This is a genomic window from Streptomyces sp. NPDC104313, from assembly GCF_055583985.1.
Genome location: NZ_JBVJMW010000005.1, coordinates 222,894 through 241,245, shown reverse-complemented (window position 1 = coordinate 241,245; position 18,352 = coordinate 222,894). Strand labels below are relative to the sequence as shown.

Annotated in this window: 17 protein-coding genes; 6 read left to right on the top strand and 11 right to left on the bottom strand. The window is 69.9% G+C overall.

Going from position 1 to position 18,352, the window contains the following annotated elements:
* Positions 1-14: 14 nt before the first annotated feature.
* The 8 genes from ACZ60Q_RS14565 to ACZ60Q_RS14530 form a co-directional block, all read right to left on the bottom strand.
* Complete coding sequence (locus ACZ60Q_RS14565) at positions 15-248, bottom strand: hypothetical protein (RefSeq protein WP_018492329.1); 234 nt, start codon at positions 246-248, stop codon at positions 15-17.
* Positions 249-253: 5 nt separating this feature from the next.
* Positions 254-1,756, bottom strand: a complete 1,503-nt coding sequence (gatA, locus tag ACZ60Q_RS14560; RefSeq protein WP_469633294.1) for an Asp-tRNA(Asn)/Glu-tRNA(Gln) amidotransferase subunit GatA — start codon at positions 1,754-1,756, stop codon at positions 254-256.
* Between the two features lie 5 nt (positions 1,757-1,761).
* On the bottom strand, positions 1,762-2,058 hold the full coding sequence (gene gatC, locus ACZ60Q_RS14555) for an Asp-tRNA(Asn)/Glu-tRNA(Gln) amidotransferase subunit GatC (RefSeq protein ID WP_003966094.1): 297 nt from the start codon (positions 2,056-2,058) through the stop codon (positions 1,762-1,764).
* Between the two features lie 344 nt (positions 2,059-2,402).
* Complete coding sequence (locus ACZ60Q_RS14550) at positions 2,403-4,565, bottom strand: putative bifunctional diguanylate cyclase/phosphodiesterase (protein ID WP_469633291.1); 2,163 nt, start codon at positions 4,563-4,565, stop codon at positions 2,403-2,405.
* A 349-nt stretch (positions 4,566-4,914) separates the two neighbouring features.
* Positions 4,915-7,146 (bottom strand): NAD-dependent DNA ligase LigA, encoded by a 2,232-nt coding sequence (ligA, locus tag ACZ60Q_RS14545; RefSeq protein WP_469633289.1) that lies wholly within the window; start codon positions 7,144-7,146, stop codon positions 4,915-4,917.
* Positions 7,147-7,178: 32 nt separating this feature from the next.
* The gene (locus ACZ60Q_RS14540; protein ID WP_469633287.1) at positions 7,179-8,207 is read right to left on the bottom strand and encodes a methionine synthase; all 1,029 of its coding nucleotides are present in this window, start codon (positions 8,205-8,207) and stop codon (positions 7,179-7,181) included.
* Between the two features lie 46 nt (positions 8,208-8,253).
* Complete coding sequence (locus ACZ60Q_RS14535; RefSeq protein WP_469633285.1) at positions 8,254-8,943, bottom strand: SDR family oxidoreductase; 690 nt, start codon at positions 8,941-8,943, stop codon at positions 8,254-8,256.
* 52 nt (positions 8,944-8,995) lie between these two features.
* Positions 8,996-9,535, bottom strand: coding sequence for an LOG family protein (locus tag ACZ60Q_RS14530; protein ID WP_469633282.1), 540 nt, complete (start codon positions 9,533-9,535; stop codon positions 8,996-8,998).
* A gap of 150 nt (positions 9,536-9,685) precedes the next feature.
* On the opposite strand from ACZ60Q_RS14530, the gene ACZ60Q_RS14525 reads away from it, so the two are divergent.
* Both ACZ60Q_RS14525 and ACZ60Q_RS14520 read left to right on the top strand, forming a co-directional pair.
* The gene (locus ACZ60Q_RS14525) at positions 9,686-10,021 is read left to right on the top strand and encodes a DUF427 domain-containing protein (protein ID WP_469633280.1); all 336 of its coding nucleotides are present in this window, start codon (positions 9,686-9,688) and stop codon (positions 10,019-10,021) included.
* Between the two features lie 100 nt (positions 10,022-10,121).
* Positions 10,122-10,922 (top strand): alpha/beta fold hydrolase, encoded by an 801-nt coding sequence (locus ACZ60Q_RS14520; protein WP_469633278.1) that lies wholly within the window; start codon positions 10,122-10,124, stop codon positions 10,920-10,922.
* A gap of 124 nt (positions 10,923-11,046) precedes the next feature.
* Here ACZ60Q_RS14520 and ACZ60Q_RS14515 read toward each other — a convergent pair whose 3' ends face one another.
* The 3 genes from ACZ60Q_RS14515 to ACZ60Q_RS14505 all read right to left on the bottom strand — a co-directional run bounded on the left by ACZ60Q_RS14515 (position 11,047) and on the right by ACZ60Q_RS14505 (position 16,095).
* Positions 11,047-11,805: a M48 family metallopeptidase gene (locus ACZ60Q_RS14515; RefSeq protein WP_469633275.1), complete on the bottom strand. Its 759-nt coding sequence runs from the start codon at positions 11,803-11,805 to the stop codon at positions 11,047-11,049.
* A gap of 41 nt (positions 11,806-11,846) precedes the next feature.
* Positions 11,847-15,539, bottom strand: coding sequence for a type I restriction endonuclease subunit R (locus tag ACZ60Q_RS14510; protein WP_469633272.1), 3,693 nt, complete (start codon positions 15,537-15,539; stop codon positions 11,847-11,849).
* Positions 15,540-15,780: 241 nt separating this feature from the next.
* A complete protein-coding gene (locus ACZ60Q_RS14505) occupies positions 15,781-16,095 on the bottom strand; it encodes a hypothetical protein (RefSeq protein ID WP_469633269.1) in 315 nt (104 codons plus the stop codon).
* Between the two features lie 185 nt (positions 16,096-16,280).
* Between ACZ60Q_RS14505 and ACZ60Q_RS14500 the strand changes: the two genes are divergently transcribed.
* The 4 genes from ACZ60Q_RS14500 to ACZ60Q_RS14485 all read left to right on the top strand — a co-directional run bounded on the left by ACZ60Q_RS14500 (position 16,281) and on the right by ACZ60Q_RS14485 (position 18,175).
* The gene (locus tag ACZ60Q_RS14500; protein ID WP_469633266.1) at positions 16,281-17,150 is read left to right on the top strand and encodes a helix-turn-helix domain-containing protein; all 870 of its coding nucleotides are present in this window, start codon (positions 16,281-16,283) and stop codon (positions 17,148-17,150) included.
* A complete protein-coding gene (locus ACZ60Q_RS14495) occupies positions 17,147-17,389 on the top strand; it encodes a DUF397 domain-containing protein (protein ID WP_469633263.1) in 243 nt (80 codons plus the stop codon). The genes ACZ60Q_RS14500 and ACZ60Q_RS14495 overlap by 4 nt, the downstream gene beginning before the upstream one ends.
* A gap of 59 nt (positions 17,390-17,448) precedes the next feature.
* Positions 17,449-17,829: a DUF397 domain-containing protein gene (locus ACZ60Q_RS14490; RefSeq protein WP_469633831.1), complete on the top strand. Its 381-nt coding sequence runs from the start codon at positions 17,449-17,451 to the stop codon at positions 17,827-17,829.
* A gap of 124 nt (positions 17,830-17,953) precedes the next feature.
* On the top strand, positions 17,954-18,175 hold the full coding sequence (locus ACZ60Q_RS14485; protein ID WP_469633261.1) for a DUF397 domain-containing protein: 222 nt from the start codon (positions 17,954-17,956) through the stop codon (positions 18,173-18,175).
* Positions 18,176-18,352: the final 177 nt, after the last annotated feature.

Here is an 18,352-nt window from a genome sequence, read left to right as displayed (position 1 = left end):
GAAACTTATCCCTCTCAGCCCAGCAGAACGTCGTCGTCGCCGAGACGCTTCAGTTCGCGATAGAGGATCGCGAGTCCGGTGACGATGGCGGCCGCGGAGACCGCCGCGTCGACGAGCCGCAGCACGTCGTTGTCCTGGCGGGCGAGCTTCGCCTGCTTGGCGATGCTGATCGCGCCGAACGCGGTACTGCCGAGCGAGACGTACAGCCCGGTCTTGGACTTCTTGAAGTTACTGGCCTTCTTTGCCATGGCACTCACAGCGACGGAGCCTCCTCAAGCAGCGGGTGCCCCCACTTTTCCACGAAGGCGGCCTCGACGGCCGCTCCGACCTTGTAGAGCCGGTCGTCCTTCATGGCGGGGGCGATGATCTGCAGTCCGACCGGCAGACCGTCCTCCGGGGCCAGGCCGCAGGGCAGCGACATGGCGGAGTTGCCGGCCAGGTTGGTGGGGATGGTGCACAGGTCCGCGAGGTACATGGCCATCGGGTCGTCGGCGCGTTCACCGATCGGGAAGGCGGTGGTCGGCGTCGTCGGGGAGACGATCACGTCGACCTGCTCGAAGGCCTTCTCGAAGTCCTGGGTGATGAGGGTGCGGACCTTCTGGGCCGAACCGTAGTACGCGTCGTAGTAGCCGGAGCTGAGCGCGTACGTCCCCAGGATGACGCGGCGCTTGACCTCGTCGCCGAAGCCCGCCTCACGGGTGAGCGCGGTGACCTCCTCGGCCGACTTCGTACCGTCGTCGCCGACCCGCAGGCCGTAACGCATGGCGTCGAAGCGGGCCAGGTTGGAGGAGCACTCGGACGGCGCGATCAGGTAGTACGCGGAGAGCGCCAGGTCGAAGGACGGGCAGTCCAGCTCGACGACGTCCGCGCCCAGCGACTTCAGCAGCTCGACCGACTCGTCGAACCGCTGGAGGACACCGGCCTGGTAGCCCTCGCCGCGGAACTGCTTGACGACGCCGACGCGCATGCCCTGTACGGAGCCGTTGCGGGCGGCCTCGACGACCGGCGGGACCGGGGCGTCGATGGACGTGGAGTCCAGCGGGTCGTGCCCAGCGATGACCTCGTGGAGCAGCGCCGCGTCCAGGACCGTACGGGCGCAGGGCCCGCCCTGGTCGAGGGAGGACGAGAAGGCGACCATGCCGTAGCGGGAGACCCCGCCGTAGGTGGGCTTGACGCCGACCGTGCCGGTGACGGCGGCGGGCTGGCGGATCGAGCCGCCGGTGTCCGTGCCGATGGCGAGCGCGGCCTCGTAGGAGGCGAGGGCGGCGGAGGAGCCGCCGCCGGAGCCGCCGGGGACGCGGGTGAGGTCCCAGGGGTTGCCGGTGGGGCCGTAGGCGCTGTTCTCGGTGGAGGACCCCATGGCGAACTCGTCCATGTTGGTCTTGCCGAGGATGACGACGTCGGCGGCGCGCAGCTTCCGCGTGAGCGTCGCGTCGTACGGCGGGACCCAGCCCTCAAGGATCTTGGAACCGACGGTGGTCGGCATGTCCTTGGTGGTGAAGATGTCCTTCAGCGCGAGCGGGACGCCGGCCAGCGGGCCGAGCTTCTCGCCCGCCTCCCGCTTCGCGTCCACGGCACGGGCCTGGGCGAGGGCGCCCTCACGGTCGATGTGCAGGAAGGCGTGGACCTTCTCGTCGACCGCGTCGATCCGGGCCAGGTGGGCCTCGGTGACCTCGACGGCGGTCAGCTCGCCGGAGGCGATCTTCCCGGCGATCTCGGCCGCGGTGAGCTTGATGATGATGCTGATGTCCGTCATGGCGGTTAGTCCTCCCCCAGGATCTGCGGCACCTTGAAACGCTGCTGCTCCTGGGCCGGGGCGCCGGAGAGCGCCTGCGCGGGGGTGAGCGACGGACGGACCTCGTCCGCGCGCATGACGTTGGTCAGCGGCAGCGGGTGGGAGGTCGGCGGTACGTCTTGGTCGGCGACCTCGGAGACGCGGGCGACCGCGCCGATGATGTCGTCGAGCTGACCGGCGAAGTGATCTAGCTCTTCGCCCTTCAGCTCCAGACGCGCCAGCCGGGCGAGGTGGGCGACCTCCTCGCGCGTGATGCCAGGCATGCAGCGATCCTCAGGGGTTGGTGTGTGGTTGTGGCTGGGGTCGGCGACACATTCCACCGTCCGTCCCAAGGGCGGGCCGCGCGGCGTACGGTGCGTGCGATCGCAAGGCGCCGGAGCGCCCTCGTGGCGGAGCCACGTGGGCGTTTCGGCAACGCGGCGAGCGTGCGTGCCAGGCGTCGCGCGGCAGGTGGAAATGTGCCACCGCCCCCAATCCTATGGGGTCTCCCGGGGACGGGTGCCCCGCCCCGATCGGGCTACCCCTTTCCGGGCGGCGGGGTCCGGGAAGGGGTGAGCCCCGGGCCGGGGGCCCGGGGCTCACCGAAGGGCGTTGCCCAGGGCGCCCTTCAGGGGCTTTCGGTCTCCGCCGTCCCGTTCACCGCGCCGTTCAGCGACGCGTTCATCGAGCCGGTGGCCGACCCGGTCGCCGCGGCGGCGGCCGCCTGGGCCTTCAGCTCGGCGGGCCTGCGCCAGCCGTGCTCGCCGCGCGCGCGCAGCCAGGCCGTCGTCTCCTGCGGCGGCATCGCGGCCGCCACCAGCCAGCCCTGCACCGCGTCGCACCGCAGATCCCGCAACCGCTCCCACGTCTCGTCGTCCTCGACGCCCTCGGCGACGACGACCAGGCCGAGCGAGTGGGCGAGGTCGATGGTGCAGCGGACGATCTCCGCGTCCTCGTGGTCGACCGCCAGCCGGGCCACGAAGGACCGGTCGATCTTCAGCTCGCAGACCGGCAGTCTGCGCAGGTGGACCAGGGAGGAGTAGCCGGTGCCGAAGTCGTCCAGCGACATCTTCACGCCGTGCGCGGTGAGCCCGGCCAGGGTGTCGGCGGCGCGCTGCGGGTCCTCCAGCAGCACATGCTCGGTGATCTCCAGTTGGAGCGCTCCCGCGGGCACGCCGTGACGGGCGAGACGGGCCGCGACGCTCCCCGCGAATCCGGGTGTGTGGACGTCGCGCGGGGAGACGTTGACCGCGACGGGCACGAACAGGCCCTGCGCCCGCCAGCGGGCCACCTGGGCGAGCGCCGTCTCCAGGACGTACTCCGTGAGGTGCGGCATCAGCCCGGAGGACTCGGCGATCGCGATGAACTCGTCCGGGGGGACCCGGCCGCGCTCCGGGTGCACCCAGCGCACCAGGGCCTCCAGGCCGGCGACCTGCCCGTCGAAGCGGACCTTGGGCTGGTAGTGCAGCTCGACCTCGCTCGCGTCCAGCGCCCGGCGCAGGTCGCCGAGGAGCCCGAGCCGGTCGGGGGTGTTGCTGTCCCGCTTGGACTCGTAGACCTCCACGCCCGTGCGGTCCCGTTTGGCCTGGTACATCGCGACGTCCGCCCGCCGCAGCAGGCCCTCGGCGTCCAGGGCGTGGTCGGGGTAGACCGCGACTCCGGCGCTGGCCTCCAGGACGAGGGTCAGTCCGTCGAGGTCCAGCGGCGAGGACAGCTCGGCGACCAGATGGCGGGCGACCTGCTGGGCGCTGGTGGTGGAGTCGGTGTGCGGCAGCAGGACGGCGAACTCGTCGCCGCCGAGCCTGGCTGCCTCCGCACCGCGCGGAAGGGCGAGCCGCAGGCGCTCCGCTATCTGCAGCAGCAGCCGGTCGCCGGCCAGGTGGCCCAGGGTGTCGTTGACCGCGCGGAAGCGGTCCAGGTCGATGAGGACCAGGGCGGAGCGAGTGCCGATGGACTCCGCGTCCTCCAGCGCCGACCAGGTCCGCTCCAGCAGCCACTGGCGGTTGGGCAGCCCGGTCAGCGGGTCGCGCAACTGCTCCTCGGCGCGGGCGCGGGCGATCCAGAGAGTGGAGTCGAGGGCGATCAGCGGTACCGCGAAGAGCGGCAGCAGGACGGGCATGGACATCGCGACGGCGCAGATCAGCGGGGCGAGCCCGAGGAGCGCGACGGCCACGAGGCCCTGCCGCAGCATCGCGGTACGGGCGATGGTGGGCAGCCCGCCGTTGTGCGGGGCCTGGGCGTACCACAGCAGGACCCGGGTGACGAGCAGATACGTCGATGCGGTCAGGAGCAGTTCCGGGACGGCCGCGATGCCCCAGTCGAGTGGCTGCCAGGGTTCCTCGACGGTGGGCACCTCGCCGAAGGCTGCCAGTACGAGGGCCGCCGCGCCGATGCCCAGCATGTCCACCCCGCCGTGCAGGAGCCCCTGCCACCAGCGGTGTCTGCGGGCGGTCCCGACGAGTACCACGACGGCGAGGCTGACCAGCACGGCCGGGAGCCAGCCGAACAGCAGCAGCACGGCGAGGGTGAGGGCGGCTCCGGAGCCGGTGCCGCCCCACCACCGGTCGCGGCCTAGCGCCACCAGATGGCCGACGATGATCCCGGTGAGCACGGCGAGGGACCAGCCCACCGCACCGTCCGGGAAGAGCGCGTGTCCCTGTTGAACGGTCCGGTAGGACCCGACCGCCAGCAGCACCGCGGCGATCCCCACGACGGCGGCGCCCACGGGGGGCGTGAGGCCGACGAAACCTTGCAGCCGCGACACCGGGGCGGTGCTCTCGGTCGGTTTCATTCCGTCCCTCTCACAGCCGGCGGTGCCGATGTCCCTCGGTGGCGCCCGCTCCCGTGGCACCACGGCCCGGTCGAGCAGCCGTGCACGGCGGGCGCACCTCTCAACAGTAGGCGGCGAAAGGCTTCCAGGGGCAGCGCTCCACAGCTCTTGCCCGAATGCGAACCGACCGCCCGTCACCATCTGCTATTGCCCTGAACGGGTGGCGCGGCAGGGCCATTCGGGGAACGGCGGCCCCTTCTTCACCCTCTGCCCCGTTTCCTTCCCCGTACGGACCGCGCCACGCCGGGGCAGGCGTCTCGAAGGCGTCTCGATCCGGAGAACAGTGGGCGAACGATGGTCCGGCGGGTGGTTACTCCCCGCTGTTTTCCGGGTCGGATCCGGGCCCGGCTTCCGGGGCGGGCAGGGCCGCCTCCTTGGCACGTTCGGGTCCCTGTTCGAGCAGGATCGCGAATCCGTCCTCGTCCAGCACGGGCACCTTCAACTGCATCGCCTTGTCGTACTTGGAGCCGGGGTTGTCGCCGACGACCACGAAGGCGGTCTTCTTCGACACCGATCCGGCGACCTTCGCGCCCAGCGTCTGGAGCGCCTCTTTCGCACCGTCGCGGGTGTGGCCGGCGAGGGTGCCGGTGACGACGACGGTGAGTCCTTCGAGGGGGCGGGGGCCCTCGTCCTCGTCGGATCCCTCGTCCGCCATCCGCACCCCGGCCTCGCGCCACTTGCGCACGATCTCGCGGTGCCAGTCCTCGGCGAACCACTGCTTGACCGAGGCCGCGATCGTCGGCCCCACGCCGTCGGCGTCGGCCAGCTCCTCCTCGCTCGCCTCGTCGATCCGCTCGATGGAGCGGAACTGACGGGCCAGCTCCTGGGCGGCGACCGGTCCGACGTGCCGGATGGAGAGCCCGGTGAGGATGCGGGCGAGCGGGGCCTCCTTCGCGGCGGCGATGCCTTCCAGCATGGCCACCGCGTTCTTCTTCGGCTCGCCCTGCTGGTTGGCGAAGACCGTCGCGATCTTCTCCTCGCCGGTCTTCGGGTCGCGCTTGGGCAGCCCGCTGTCCTGGTCCAGGACGTACGCCCGGATCGGCAGCAGCTGGTCGATGGTGAGGGAGAACAGGTCGCTCTCGTCCTTGAGGACGGGCTCGGCAGGCTCCAGGGGCCGGGTCAGGGCGGCGGCGGCCACATAGCCGAAGTGGTCGATTTCCAGGCTCTTGCGCCCGGCGAGGTAGAAGACGCGTTCGCGCAACTGGGCCGGGCAGGTGCGGGCGTTGGGGCAGCGGAGGTCGATGTCGGCCTCCTTCATCGGGCGCAGTTCCGTCCCGCACTCGGGGCAGTGGGTCGGCATCTCGAAGGCCTTCTCGGTGCCGTCGCGCAGGTCGACGACGGGGCCGAGGATCTCGGGGATGACCTCGCCCGCCTTGCGGATGACCACGGTGTCGCCGATGAGGACGCCCTTGGCCCTGACCACGTTCTGGTTGTGCAGGGTGGCGAACTCGACCTCGGAACCCGCCACTTCGACCGGCTCCACCTGGGCGTACGGGGTGACGCGGCCGGTGCGGCCGACGCCGACGCGGATGTTGACCAGCTTGGTGTTGACCTCTTCGGGGGCGTACTTCCAGGCGATGGCCCAGCGGGGGGCGCGCGAGGTGGAGCCCAGGCGTCCCTGGAGCGGGATCTCGTCGAGCTTGACGACGACGCCGTCGATCTCGTGCTCCACGGAGTGCCGGTTCTCGCCGTAGTACGCGATGAACTCCCGTACGCCGGCGAGGGAGTCGACGACCTTGTTGTGCTGGGCGGTGGGCAGGCCCCAGGTGTGGAGCAGCTCGTAGGCCGCGGAGAGGCGGTCGATGCTCAGGCCCTCGTGGGCGCCGATGCCGTGCACCACCATGTGCAGCGGGCGGGTGGCGGTGACTTTGGGGTCCTTCTGGCGCAGCGATCCGGCCGCCGCGTTGCGCGGGTTGGCGAAGGGCTTGTCGTCGGCGGCGACCAGCCGGGCGTTCAGCTCCTCGAAGTCCTCCATGGGGAAGAAGACCTCGCCGCGGATCTCGACGAGGGCGGGGATGTTCTCGCCCTTCAGCCGGTGCGGGATCTCGGCGATCGTCCGGACGTTGGGAGTGATGTCCTCGCCGGTGCGGCCGTCGCCTCGGGTCGCCGCCCGGGTCAGGCGACCCTGCTCGTAGGTGAGGTTCACGGCGAGGCCGTCGACCTTGAGCTCGCACAGGAAATGGTGGTCGGGCGTGCCGACGTCCTTGGCGACCCGGTCCGCCCAGGCGGCCAGCTCCTCGTCGTCGAAGGCGTTGTCCAGGGAGAGCATGCGTTCGCGGTGCTCGACGGAGGTGAACTCCGTGCGGTAGGGGCCCGCGACTTTCTGGGTCGGGGAGTCCGGGGTGCGCAGCGCCGGGTGCTCCTCCTCCAGGCATTCCAGGAGGCGCAGCTGCCGGTCGAACTCGCCGTCGCTGACGACCGGCTGGTCCTTCACGTAGTAGCGGAAGCGGTGCTCCTCGACCTGCTCGGCCAGCAGCGCGTGCTTCTCCCGCACGTCCGCCGGAACCGAGCTCTCCTGCTCCACCCGCTGTTCGCCGGCCATCGTCCCGTCCTCCCGTTTGCCCGTCGTCCCCGTCACTCAGGGTTGTCCGCGAGCGACCTCGCCGCTCTGGCGCTGTGGGCGAGCGCGGTGCGGGCGTACGCGGGCGACGCGCCCGCGAGACCGCACGACGGGGTGATCGCGACGGACTCGGCGAGAGTCCCCGGATTCAGCCCCAGCCTGCTCCACAGCGTCCTGACCCCCATGACGCTACCGCCCGGGTCTGACAATCCCTCCGAAGCCGCGTCCGTGGAGGGCACCACGCCGAGGAAGAGGTGGGTGCCGCCCTCGACGGCTTCCCCGATCGCCTCCTCCTCACGCTCGGTGAGCAAGGAGAAGTCGAACGAGATCCCGTCGGCCCCGGCCCGGCGCAGCAGTGCGAACGGCACTTCGGGGGCGCAGGAGTGGACGAGCGTCGTGCCGTCCTCGCCCACCGCGGCGAGGACATCACGCAGGGTCCCCTCGACGGCCTGGCGGTCGACGGCTCGGTAGGTGCGGTAGCCGCTGGCGGAGCGGACCCGGCCCAGTAGGACGGCTGTCAGGGAGGGTTCGTCCAGCTGGAGGACGACCTCGGCCCCGGGCATCCGGCGGCGGACCTCCGCGAGGTGGGCGCGGAGTCCTTCGGCCAGGGATCCGGCCAGGTCGCGGCAGGCGCCGGGGTCGGCCAGCATGGCTTCGCCGCCGCGCAGTTCCAGGCTTCCGGCGAGCGTCCAGGGGCCGACGGCCTGGACCTTGAGCAAGCCCTCGTACCCCTGGGTGAACTCCTCCAGGGCGTCCAGGTCCTCCCCCAGCCAGGAGCGGGCGCGCCGGGTGTCGCGGCCGGGCCGGTCGCTGATCCGCCAGCCGCTCGGCTCGACGTGCCCGTACATCTCGACGAGCATGCCGATGGTCCGGCCGATCATGTCGGCGCCCGGCCCGCGCGCGGGCAGTTCCGCCAGATACGGCATGCCCTGGCCGTCGGCGAAGGAGCCGGTGACGGTCTTCGCCGCCTCCCTCGCGTCTCCCCCGGGCATCGACCCGATACCGGTCGCCGGACACCCGCTGAACTTGCTCTTCTCGCTCACCCGGGAAGCCTACGGTCCGGGGCGGGGGACCTGCTCCTCGGGACCGTCAGCGTCCGGGGCGGACGGTGAGGTCGTTGACCTCGGCGTCTCGCGGCAGGTCGATCGCCATCAGGATCGTGGTGGCCACCGACTCGGGGTCGATCCAGCGGGCCGCGTCGTACTCCTTGCCTTCCTGCTGGTGCACCTTGGCCTGCATGGGGCCGGCGGTGCGGCCCGGGTAGACGGTGGTGACGCGCACCCCGTTGCCGTGCTCCTCATGGCGCAGGGAGTCGGCGAGCGCCTTGAGACCGTGCTTGCTCGCGGCGTACGCGCTCCACCCGGAGTGGGCGGCGAGACCCGCCCCGGAGTTCACGAACAGGACCTGGCCCTGGGAGACGCGGAGCTGCGGGAGCAGGAGGCGGGTGATCTCGGCGGGGGCGATCAGGTTGGCGTTGAGCTGGAAGTGCCAGGCCTTGGGGGTGAGCTCCCCGACTTCGCCGAGTTCGACGACGCCCGCGATGTGCAACAGGGTGTCGATCCGCTCGGGCATGGACTGCTGGCCGAACGCCCAGGAAAGCCGGTCGGGGTTGCCGAGGTCGCCGACGAGCGTGCGCGCGCCCGGGTAGCGGTCGGCGAACTCCTTGGCGCGGCCGGCGTCGCGGGCGAGCAGGACGAGGTCCTCGCCGCGCTCCAGGAGGCGGCGGGCGACAGCGGCCCCGATGCCGGAACCGGCACCGGTGATGAGGTGGGTAGCCATGGGGGCGATTCTAGGTGGAGCCGTGATCACCGGGTCCGGCGGACACCCCTCCTCACTGGTGCCCGGCGGACTCCTCCAGGTGGGCGAGCGCGCCGACGCCGTCCTTGGCGAAGAAGACCAGGTCGGTCAGGGGGACGGGCAGGAAACCCTCGTCCTCCATGCGCTGGAACTGCCTGCGCAGCCCGTCGTAGAAACCCGCCGTGTTGAGCAGGACGACCGGCTTGTTGTGCTTGCCGTGCTTCTTCAGCTCCAGGATCTCGGTGGCCTCGTCGAGCGTCCCGGTCCCGCCGACCATGATCACGACGGCGTCGGCCTTCGCCAGGAGGAGCGCCTTGCGCTCCGCGAGGTCACGGGCGATCACCATCTCGTCGGCATCCGTCCGGGCGCTCGCGGCGAGGAAGTCGACCGACACTCCCACGAGCCGTCCGCCCGCCGCTCGCACGCCGTCCGCGACGACCTTCATGAGGCCTCGCTCCGATCCGCCCCAGACGAGGGTGTGCCCGCCCCTGCCGAGCAGCTCGGCGAACTCCCGGGCAGGCACGGTGTAGCGGTCGTCGAGGTCGGCGGCGGAGAGGAAGACGCAGATGTTCATGCGCCAACCGTACGACCCGCCTCGGACACTCCCCCGTCGGCTCCCTCGTCCCGGGGGAGAATTCCGGCCACCGCCGAGGAGCGGGGAAGAAAGCGAGGAGCGGGGAAGAAAGCGGGGAAGAATACGGCCTCGTACACCGCTGCAACAGGCATGACCACCACACGAGGACACCGCATCACCGTCGAGCCGGGGACCGAGCACGTCCGGGTGGTGCACGACGGGCAGGTGCTGGCCGAGAGCCGCCGCCCGCTCGTGCTCCGCGAGACCGGCTGTCCGGTCCGCTACTACCTGCCGCCCGAGGACGTCCGCACCGAACTGCTCTCCCCGTCGGACACCTCCACCCACTGCCCGTTCAAGGGGGACGCCTCCTACTGGTCGCGGCCCGGGGCCGCCGATCTCGTCTGGGCCTACCCGGACCCGAAGCCCGAAGTCGCCGCGATCAAGGACCACTTCTGTTTCTACGCCACGGAGGCGGTGGCCCCCTGACCCGCGGTACGGGCTCCACGTCACGGGGCAGGGAAGGGGTCGCGAGAAGTTCTCTCCGCCGCGGCGATGAGTTTCCCGGACCACCCCGGTCTTCTCTCCCATGGACAGGATTCCCTCCGCCGACGGCACGCCGATCGCCTACCGACGCCGGGGCGACGGCCCGCCGCTGGTGCTGGTCGACGGGGCGCTGAGCGTCTCGGCGGCCGACGCGCCGCTGGCCGCCCTGCTCGCGCCGCGCTTCACGGTGCTCACCTACGACCGCCGGGGCCGGGGCGCCAGTGGTGAGGCCGGGCGCTGTTCCGTGGCGCGGGAGGTCGAGGATCTGGCCGCCGTCGTCGGGGTCGCGGGGGCGGGCACGTCGGTCTTCGGGATGTCGTCGGGCGGGGCGCTGGCCCTGGAGGCGGTCGCCGCCGGCTTGCCGGTGGAGCTGCTCGCCGTGTACGAGCCGCCCTATACGCCGGGCGCGTCGGGGCTGCTGTTCACGGCCCGGCTGCACCGGCTGCTGGCGGCCGGGGACCGGGGCGGGGCGGTGGAGCTGTTCCTGTCGATGACGGGCGTCGCGGAGGAGACGGCCGCCCTGATGCGGCGCGCCCCGGTGTGGGCGGAGCTGGAGGCGATGGCGCACACACTGGCGTACGACGACGCCCTGCTGGGCGACGGGGCGGTCCCGGTCGAGCGGTTCGCGGCCGTCGCCGCCCGGACGCTGGTGATCTGCGGCGGCTTCAGCAGCGCCCCGGCGCGCGCGGCGACCCGGACCCTGGCCGAGGCCCTGCCACGCGGCCGGCACCGCACCCTGACCGGCCAGATGCGCGAGGTGGCGCCCCAGGTGATCGCCCCGGTGCTGGCGGACTTCTTCGCCAAGGACGTGAAGGACGTGTACGCGTACCGCCGGGCGTCGTGAGCCGGCAGGGCGGTGACGCACCTCGCGCGTCGTGACCGCCCCTGGAATCCGCCGATCCGGACGGGGCCCCGGCCTCAGCCGCCCGCCGGCACCCGCTCGCGGCGGGACGTCGTGGCGGGCGGTGTCAGCGCGACCGAACTGTCCCACGCCAAAGGTGAGGCTCCTCCTCCGCGAACCACAGCTCCAGCTCATCCGCGCCCGGCAGCGCGAGCCGCACCTCTCGACGGAACTCGGCACCATGTCCGGCAGCCCGCAGGTGACACAGCTCATGGATAAGGACCAGATCGACCAGAGCGGGGGGCAACTGCATCAGCGCCCAGTGGACCGAGACGGACCCGTCCCTTTCCAGGGCGCCCCAGCGGCGGCCGAGATCACGGGCCACGACCGGTCGCGGTGTCACTCCTATACGCGACGCGAGGGAAGGCAGCCGCGCCGACAGCCAGCGATCGCCGCACGCCCTGTACCACTCGGTGATCCGGAGCGCTTCCTCTTCGGTCGTCGCCAGCCGTGGCGACTCCAGCCAGCCCCGGTAGAGCCGCACCCGCTGTGCCTCCCTCGAAGAGGTTGAGGAGTCCGAGGAAACGACTCTCAGCCGGTGGCGCCTTCCGAGGTAGCTGAAGCTGGTGCCGCCGATCAGGTCCTTGACCGGCTCGGCGGGGCGTTCCCGCCTACGCCGGACCTCCCGTGCCAGCCGTGGCAGCCTCGACCGTACGGCGTCGGCGACGGCAGCCGGATCGGCGTCCGCCGGCACGGTGAACAGCACACTGCCGTCGGGCGTCACCTCGATGCCCAGAGTGCGTCGCCGGGGCCGCACGACGACGTCCCACAGCCACTCCCCGGGGACGGGCAGTGCCGCGATCGCCTGCTGGACGGATGTGCTCACCGGACATTCCTACCACCCGGGTCTGTCACCGCCGCCGGGACCTACGAAGCGTCCGGGCGATACCCGAGGAAGTCCTCCCGCCGCTCGACCGCCAACTCCAGCAGAAGGTTGGCGAGCGGACCTGTGTGGTCCCAGTCCATGTCGAGACGCAGCTCCAGCTTGAAGCGGAGCACCTTGCGGACGCGGTCTTGCGTATCGGCCAGTGTCACGAACTGTGCCGGTCGCACCAGCGCTGCGATGTCCGCCGCCAGTCCCTGGGAGGCCTGGTAGAAGTCGGCCCCCGCCGGAATTCCGGTCACCCCTGACTCGTCGAACTGCTGGCGCAGGAGCCGGTAGACGGGCTGCTCGGTCCGGGGGGCCAGTCCGCCCGCCTCGTCGGGCTCCTCGGCCGGTGTGTTCACGTCCCGGATCAGATCGGTCAGGTCGGCGGCAGCCTGCTCGAAGTCCTGCGCCATGCGTCGGGTGATCTCGTCGAGCCGCTCGCTGAACTTGGTGTACCGCCCACGGTCGGAGGCGATGTGCGCGGTGATGTGCAGATCGAGCGAACTGGTCATGTACGCCGTCCTGGCGCGCGGGTCGCGGTTGGCATCGACCCGTTCCATGAAGTTGACGTCGGTGAGTTCCACCGGCGGGACTCGCTGCTCGATCCCGGTCACCCGGAGGTGCTGAGAGATCAGCTGACGTACCTTCGCGCCATAACGGCGGGGGCTGAACTGATCCCGTCCGTCCAGATAGCGGCGCCTGGCCAGTATCTGTGTCTCCCCGAGCTGCCGGACAGCGGCTTCGTATCTCAGGGCTTCGGGGCGTGGCAGTACGGCGTTGACGGCCGTGAGGAAGTCTCGTACGAGTTCGTCGAACTCGCCCCACAGCGTCGGGTCCGCGAGCCTCGCGAGCAGGTCCTCACGCTGGGCCTCGTCGGCGAGCAGGGCAGCATCCATACCGAGGAACGCGCGGATCCTCTTCTCCAGATCGGACAGCAGAACGTTGGCTGCGACGTCCGACTGGAGCAGCAGCCCCTCACGAGCGGGCCCAGCCCTGCGGAGGTCGTCGGATCCCACGCCGGACTCTCCGGTCGGAACATCGCCCGAGGTCCGGTCGAGGTGTTCCACCGAAACGTCGTCGTAGCCGAACACCTGACGCAGGTGTTCCTGGTCGTAGGCGGCGAGGGAACGTGCCAGTTCGGGACCGATGCCGATGAAGTCGACGACCTGCCCCCATTTCTTCGCCCGCCAGGGGCGGTTGGTGCGCGCCACGGCTTGGAGGAGGCCCGCTCCCTTCATGGCACGGTCGAGGTAGAGGACCTGCTCGACGGGGGCGTCGAAGCCGGTGAGGAGCATGGACTGGACGACGAGGAAGGCCATGGGCGCCTCCTCGCTCTCGGCGACACCCTCCGTCGGGGCTTCCTCGCGCCGGCCGTCCTCCTCCTGGGGCGTTTCGTGCCAGACCTCGCCGTCCGCTGCCGCGGTCCCCCACCCCGGCGAGACCGTGCCGTGCGGATCGACGTCCCAGGACGGATCATCGGCAGCCGCCAGCGGATCCCCGATGCCCTCCTTGAACTGCGCGATGTGCGCGTCCTGGTGGGACTTCGTGGTCCAGCACTTCCAGTCCTCAGGATCCTCTGGTTTCCCCGGCTGGGACTTGGAGATCACCACGGCCGCATCGAGGGAGGCGAGGATGTGCCGGTGCGGCAGCAGGTTGAGCAGCTCGCGCTCCTCGTCCGTGGCATGCAGCGCGGCGAGCGGATCGTGTGCAAGGTCGGGGTCCAGCGCGTCCAGACGTTCCAGCAGCCGGTTCCGCGCCACGATCAGGGCCGTTCGGTAGCGGACGGCCGCGAGTCTGGAGACCGCGACCACTTGAGCGCCGAACCGGTCCGGGAGGGCCGACGTAGCCCAGTGGTGAAGGATGTGATCGGCCTTCGCCGCGATCACGGAAGGTGCTTCCAGGATTTCCTTCCGCCGCGCGAACTTGTCCAGCACCCGGACCCTCTGCTGCGGATCACCAGGAATCTTCTCGTCGAACTCGGCGTCCAGCGCCGCCTTCTCGATCACTTCGAGCGGCACCGCGTACGCCTCGTAGCGCACAGGTACCACGGACCCGTCCCGCTCGGCGTCACGGAGGGTGTAGGTGTCAGCGAACGCGCCGAAGATCTTCTCGGTCGTCTTCCGGCGCCTGTCGATGATCGGGGTACCGGTGAAGCCGACCAGTACAGCGTTGGGCAGCATGGCGCGCAGCCTGGCGTGCTGCCAGTGGGAGTTCCCCCGGTGTGCCTCGTCGATCAGGACGACGACGGTGTGGTGGGGGTTGGCGACCAGGTTGTGGATCCGGGCTTCGTTGCCCTTGCCGTCGGGCTCGTCCTCGTCGGTGTCCTCGGTCTCCTCGCTCTCCTCACCGAGGGACTCGGCGCTGCCGTCGTCCGCCGAGTCGTCCTTGCGCGCCTTCTGGAGCGTGATCAGCACCAGATCGGGCACATCGACGGCCAGGTACTTGCGCGCGCTCTTCACGCTCGACGCACGGTGCACCTTCTCGTCGCTGGCGATGAGGCTCCGCCGGATCTGCTTCTCCAGGTCGATCCGGTCGGTGACGACCACCACCTTGTGGCCGGCGAGGTCCGGGTTGCTTCGCAGATGCCGAACGAGAAACGCCATGGTCAGGCTCTTGCCGGAGCCCTGGGTGTGCCAGATCACCCCACCCCGCTGAGAGACGTCGCGCTCGGCCGCGACCGCCTCGCTCCGGTCCCGAAGCCGTGCCGACAGGGTCAGAACGGCCCGGAACTGCTGGTATCGGCCGATGATCTTCCCCGCACGGTTACCGTGCCCGGTCCAGGTGGTGAAGTCGCGAACGAGGGTGAACAGGTGGGCGGGGTACAGAACACCCGCCACGAGTACGTCCTGAGCGGTCAGCGGCGTGCTCTCGCTCTTGCCGACATCGGCGCGCACGTCGGCTTCCGAACGGGGCCGAACCGTTCGCCAGGGCGCGAAGTGCTCCGGGCCGGCGGTCACGGTCCCCAGCTCGGCGTGGTCACGGTCCGTACCGATGAGCACCTGCGCGTACCGTACGAACTCGGCGACGGGAGCCGCCGAACCGGCACCCGCGTAGCCGATGACCTGATCGACGGCGGCGTCCAGCGCGGCCCTGCTGTCTCTTTCGGTCAGCAGGGGGGCCTTGCCCTCGATCACCACCCAGGGCAGACCGTTGACGAACAGGACGAGGTCGGGGGTGACGGGCTCGGCGTCCTTGCGTTCCACCCGGAACTGGGAAACGGCGAGAAGATCGTTTCCTCTGGCGGCGCCTTCCGCCTGGCCCCTGCCTACGGGACCGAACTCGCCGTCCCAGTCGACCAGACGGATGTGTTCGGGATCCTCGGGAGTCCGGCCGGGGACGGTACGGGCGTTGATGCCGATCCGGAGCATGTCGGTCGCTTCGCGGTTCCCCGCCGCGCCCCGTCCGGGGAGACCCTGGCCGGGCGCGATTCCCTTGACACGCGCCAGAAGGTGATCCAACTGCGCCGGAGAGAGCCAGGTCCGGCCGTCGTCGGCGCGGGGGTCGGGGTTGAGCCGAGCCACGGCGTCACGGAACCGATCCTCGTACACGACCTGCGTGAAAGAGGTGCGCCCGGAAGCACTCGCCAGGGTCGCGGGCTCGCCGGGCGGCCCTCCCCGCACATGCTTCCACCCCATCGCGACCAGCTGGTCGATCAGGGGCTTCTCGGTCTTGTCGTACTCCGGCTGCCCCATCGCTGGTCTCCCCGCCCGCCCGTCACCGTACGTCCCACGCACTCCCCGAAAGGATGTGCGCGGAACTCTACCCGTGGGTGAGCGGGGGATAGGAATGCGGGCCAGGCGGCTTGCTCGTACGCTGACCGGCGCGGGAGGGGCGGCACGGTTGCCGAGGCCGGCGCACTTTCCGCCGAGGCCGGCCACGGCCCGTACGCGGGTCGGAAGTTACTGGCACGAGCCGATATCGCGACCCGGCGGCTCAGGAGCCGATCCAGTGCAGACTCGCCCTGACGCCGCCACCCCGCCCGAAGTACCGGAGGGCCTTCTCGGCCGACGGCAGACTCATACGAACACCCCTCCCGTACGGAACCACCTCGGCCCGATCTTCGAACGCCAGCCCCCAGGCGGCCACCCAACCGTCTTCCCTGTCACCCACTTCCTGAACGACGGCGAAGAGCCGGGGCCTGGACTCGGCCACGACCTCCGCCAGCAGGGCCGCGTACTCGTCGCGCCCCAGCGGAGGCAGCAGATCTGGCTCTGAACGGACTTCCATCGTCGGTGACACCTCGGTCATGGGTCTCTCCTCACCCGTCGCCGCATTTTTGTTAAGTCTAAATTTTCACTCAACGAAGCGCTATGCCACGTTCGGGTGACATGCGGCTGACCTCGGTCAGTCGAGTTTCGGCGTGATCACGCACCGGAGGGACGCAGGCGCTACCGTCGTTCCCGATTCATGAGCAGAGCACAGGAGGCAGAGCAGTGACCGATACGTCCAGCCCCACTGTCTGGCGGCGCTGGCTCGCCTTCGAACTCACCCGGCTGCGTCGGGAAGCCGGCCTTGAGCAGAAGGACGTTGCCAAGGCGCTGCGATGCACGGTCGCCAAGGTCTCGTACTACGAGACCGCCGACCGGCCTGTCGTGGTCAGAGATCTCGATGAAGTGCTGCTCCCCCTCTACAACGTCCGGGAGGACCGCTGGTCGGCCTACCTTCGTGCAGCCAAAGACGCACGGAAGAAGGGCTGGTGGGAGAGCCACGGCGGGCCACCCATTCCCAGTTGGTTCTCGCTCTTCGTCGGGCTGGAGCAGGGCGCTTCACAGATCCGCGCGTATGAGAGCGAAGCCGTCCCCGGCCTTCTCCAGACCCGCGCCTACACCGACGCCATCACCCGCCGCGGAACAGCAGAACGCGCAGAAGACGAGATCGAGCGTCAGATCAACCTGCGTCTGACACGGCAGAACGCCCTCAACCGCACCTCCAACCCGCTTCGCCTGTGGGCAGTGCTCAATGAAGCAGTACTCCGCCGGGTCGTCGGCAGCCCAGCTGTCATGAGGGACCAGCTCCTACACCTGGCCGAGATGGCGCGCCATCCGAAGATCACCGTCCAAGTCATCCCCTTCCTTCACGGCGCACACCCTGGCATGGCCGCAGGACCGTTCCAGATCCTTGGCTTCCCGTGGCCCACAGATCCTGGCGTGGCCTACGTTGAACACCGCGCGGGAGCCTTCTACCTCGAAGCTCCCCACGAGATCGAGGCGCATACGGTGGCCTTCGAGCTTCTGGTGGCACTCGCCCTGAGTCCGGATGAGTCAGTCAAGATGGTGCGTGACATCGCAGAGGAGTACGCATGACCACCCCCGAACTTGCTGTCCCCCAAGCTGAACTCGAATCCGCCCTGTGGCGCAAGTCCAGTTTCAGCGGAGACCAGGGTGCCTGCGTAGAGGCCGCCCCTCTGGAAGACGGCCGTGTGGCAGTACGCAACAGCAACCACCCCGGAGCGGGAACCGTGTTCTTCACTCGCACCGAGATAGAAGCCTGGCTCAAGGGCGTCAAGGCAGGCGAGTTCGACGACCTCGGGCCTCAGCAGTAGTCAAGACTCCTTCGCCTGCGGTGCGCTGAGGCCTCTACCCTCAGTAGGCCACAGTGCTGATGTCACCGTTGGGGCGACATAGGTGGACTCGCTTATCGGTGTCGGCCGCTTCGGCACAGCTACGCAGTCGGCCAACTTCCTTACATAAATGGAACTCTGCCGAACAAGCGGCGTTGAATCCGGGTGAGGCGAGAGACGTCATACGTGACATCTCCAGAGCTCTGCGAGAGGAACGAGTCTTGCCTAACCTGAAGCGGTTGAAGTCGTCCCGCTCCGAGGCATCGGCGAGCAACTGCGTGGAGGTGGCTGTGGGCGGGCAGGGCCTCGTGGCTCTGCGGGACAGCGCACGACCGTCCCTGGCCATCCCTGTGAGCGGCAGCACGTTTCATGCGCTCGTGCAGGGAGTGAAGACCGGCGGGTTCACCTCCGCTCGGGGCTGACGCCACGACAGAAGCAGGCGCAGTGTGCCGCCCTCGTTGTTTTCCTCCGTAGCGGCTGGGCCGTTCCAACCCTCGGCTCGTCTTGGCCTACGGGTCCCAGTGAGGCCACTTGAACAGCCTTCGCATGTCCGGCAACACTCGTGCCGCCGCTTGGCGCAAGCCCAGTTCCAGCGCAGACCAGGGCGCCTGCGTAGATGTTGCCTCAACACGGGACGGCCGCACAGCCGTACGCAACACCGACCACCCGGAGCCGAAACAGTCTTATTCACTCGTACCGAGATGGACACCTGGCTCCAGCAAGAGGTCAAGTCAGCCCTATCCGAATAGGGCGGAAACCGCACGCTGAGGCCTCGACTTACGATTGCGCGAAGGTGACGTAGAGAGAACGGGGCCCCTCCTGGCCACAGTAGCAAAGACCAGGTCGACTGATCTTTGCAGGTGAAGCATCAACCGCACGCTCGTCGACAGAGTCGCAATCACCAAAGAGCAGGCCACGGTTAGACGGGGGGGGTATCTTTGGGTA